2 protein-coding genes are annotated in these 2,702 nt (G+C 47.8%); both read right to left on the bottom strand.

Going from position 1 to position 2,702, the window contains the following annotated elements; all coding sequences use genetic code 11:
- On the bottom strand, positions 1-584 hold a 584-nt coding region (locus E2K52_RS14025; RefSeq protein WP_151205631.1), incomplete at its 3' end, for an alcohol dehydrogenase catalytic domain-containing protein.
- 581 nt (positions 585-1,165) lie between these two features.
- Positions 1,166-2,702 (bottom strand): ATP-binding cassette domain-containing protein (locus E2K52_RS14020; RefSeq protein WP_151205630.1); only part of this gene is annotated, 1,537 nt, incomplete at its 5' end.

Genomic DNA, 2,702 nt, shown 5'->3' with positions numbered 1-2,702 from the left:
GCTCCATAAATCGCAAGACTGGAACCGCGACCGACCTGCGCATTGCTCACGGCTTGCCAAGCGGTGGGTAGAATATCCGTCAAGAACAGGACTTTTTCATCTGGTAATGAGCCGGGGACTTTAAAAGGCCCGACATTGCCTTTGGGAACCCGCACATATTCAGCCTGCCCCCCAGGAACGCCGCCATACAGATGACTATAACCAAACAGGGCTGCACCTGGTGGAATCTGTTTTTTATTCAGGATCGCCCCGTGACCGCTGTTGGTATTTTCACAGGCAGCCATCAATTCATGTTCGCAGAAAAAACAGTGCCCACATGCGATCACAAAGGGAATAATAACCCGGTCTCCTTTTTTGACCGAGCTGACTTCCGGGCCGACGTCTTCCACGATACCCATAAACTCATGCCCGAAAATATCACCCTGTTCTGTGGCCGGAATTTTTCCTCGATAAAGATGCAAATCTGAGCCACAGATCGCGGTGGCAGTCACCCTTAAAATGACATCATCTGGTTCCTGAATAACCGGATCTGGAACAGATTCAACTCGTACATCTCGAATACCATGATAGCTAAGAGCACGCATGCGGATCTCCTCTCTCGTTCAATATTCAACAGACTCATCTCAAGACTGCCAGAAATTAAAAACCTTTTTTATTAGAGCCCGAGAAAGCGAGGAAGCGCTGTAAATTAATGTATGAAATAGGACATCCAACTGTTTAAAAAACAAACTTATAGAGGCCTTGCGTAATTCACTCCTAAAACAGCTTGAAACTTTTTAAACTGGAGGAAAGAAAAAATCTTGAATCAAATAGATGAATTTGAGTGTTAAAAAAAGAGGTTAACTAGATAAACAGTGAGGGGCTGTTGATCATTGTATAAATAGATTGCGTGATAAGTTAAACCTGAGCAGATGAGGCAGGAAACCCAGGCAATAGCGAGACTATTGCCAAGTTTCATAACAAAATCTGGAAAAATTTTAGCGCCAGACGTTCAGGATGAGCATATTTTTTACTGCTAGCTCGTTAGGACTCCTTCCTTTAGAAGGACTGAATTTCCTGCCCCATATCAGCATAAAAACTCTTGCGAAATATAGCTCTCATCTTGCAGACATAGACGAATTGTCCACCGCGCCTGAGCTCTTTAAGATAAAAAAGTGGTCAGAACTCAGCTGTCCAGAAATGACTGCTCCAGCGTTTCCAGCTCCATCATAAGTTCCAGCATATGTTCTTCGGCCTGTTCCAGCTTCTGTTTGAGTTCGGTCTGCTCATTCATCAGCTTTAGCAGGTCATCTTTGCGTGATGCCTCATATAAAGCGCTATTGGCCAGCAAGTCTTCAATCTCAGCCAGACGCCGTTGCAGCTTTTCCATCTGGGCTTCATACTTTTCAATATTCTTGCGGATGGGACGGGTCTGCTCGCGGCGCTGGGCTGCCAGTTTACGTTGGGCTTCCTTATCGACTTTCTGTGCAGCCGGCTTCGTCTCTGTAACTGCTTGAGCCTTAACTAAGCTATTTTGTGTATTGATCTGCTGCTGGCGTGCTTCGCGTAACCATTTGGCATAGTCCTGCAAATCTCCCTCAAATTCTGTACAGCACCCGCCATGTACCAGCAGCAACTCGTCACAGACCGTGGCGATGAGTTGTCGCTCATGCGATACCAGTACCACAGCACCCTCAAAGTCTTGTAAGGCCATGGTCAGGGCATGACGCATATCGAGATCTAAATGGTTGGTGGGCTCATCCAGAATCAGCACATTTGGACGTTGCCAGACAATCAGCGCCAGCGCCAGACGCGCACGCTCACCACCAGAGAAGCTTTCACAAGATGTATCCATCCGTTCGCCACTAAAGCCGAAACTACCCAGGAAAGCCCTTAAGCGGGCTTCGCTGATTTTTGGATCAGCAAGACGTGCCAGTTGCAGCATTGGACTGGCTTGGCCATCTAAGGCATCCATCTGGTGCTGGGCAAAATACCCGATATTCAGGAGTTCAGAGGCCTTACGCTGACCATTTAACAGAGGTAAATCACCGACAAGAGACTTGATCAGGGTCGATTTACCCGCACCATTCATACCGAGCAGACCAATCCGGGAATTTGGTGTGATTTGCAGATTGATGTTCTGGGCAATGGACTTATCACCATAGCCAATTTCTGCCTGCTCCAGCGTCAGCAGTGGCGAACTCATTTTTGTCGGCTCACGGAAACTGAAGGTAAATGGCGTATCGATATGGGCAGGTGCCAGCTCCTGCATACGCTCCAGCATTTTGATCCGGCTTTGGGCCTGGCGGGCCTTGGTCGCTTTCGCCTTGAAACGGTCAATAAATTTTTGCAGATGAGCGCGTGTTTCCTGCTGCTTTTCAAAGGCCTGTTGCTGCTGGGATAGGCGTTCACTGCGGGTCACTTCAAAGGTCGAGTAATTACCGGTATAAAGCGTCAGTTCCTGATTCTCGATATGCAGAATATGATCAATCACCGCATCCAGAAAATCGCGGTCATGCGAAATCAGTACCAAAGTCCCTTCATAAGCTTTTAACCAGTCTTCTAGCCACAGAATCGCATCTAGGTCCAAATGGTTGGTCGGCTCATCGAGTAATAGTAAATCTGAACGGCTCATCAGGGTCCGTGCCAGATTCAGGCGCATCCGCCAGCCACCAGAAAAACTGGATACCGCTAGACGGAGCTGGTGATCCATAAAACCGAGG

It is taken from the genome of Acinetobacter sp. RF14B, from assembly GCF_006864105.1.
GTDB lineage: Bacteria > Pseudomonadota > Gammaproteobacteria > Pseudomonadales > Moraxellaceae > Acinetobacter > Acinetobacter lwoffii_C.
The sequence above is the reverse complement of the archived record's forward strand: the minus strand, read 5'-3'. Positions and strand labels throughout refer to the sequence as shown.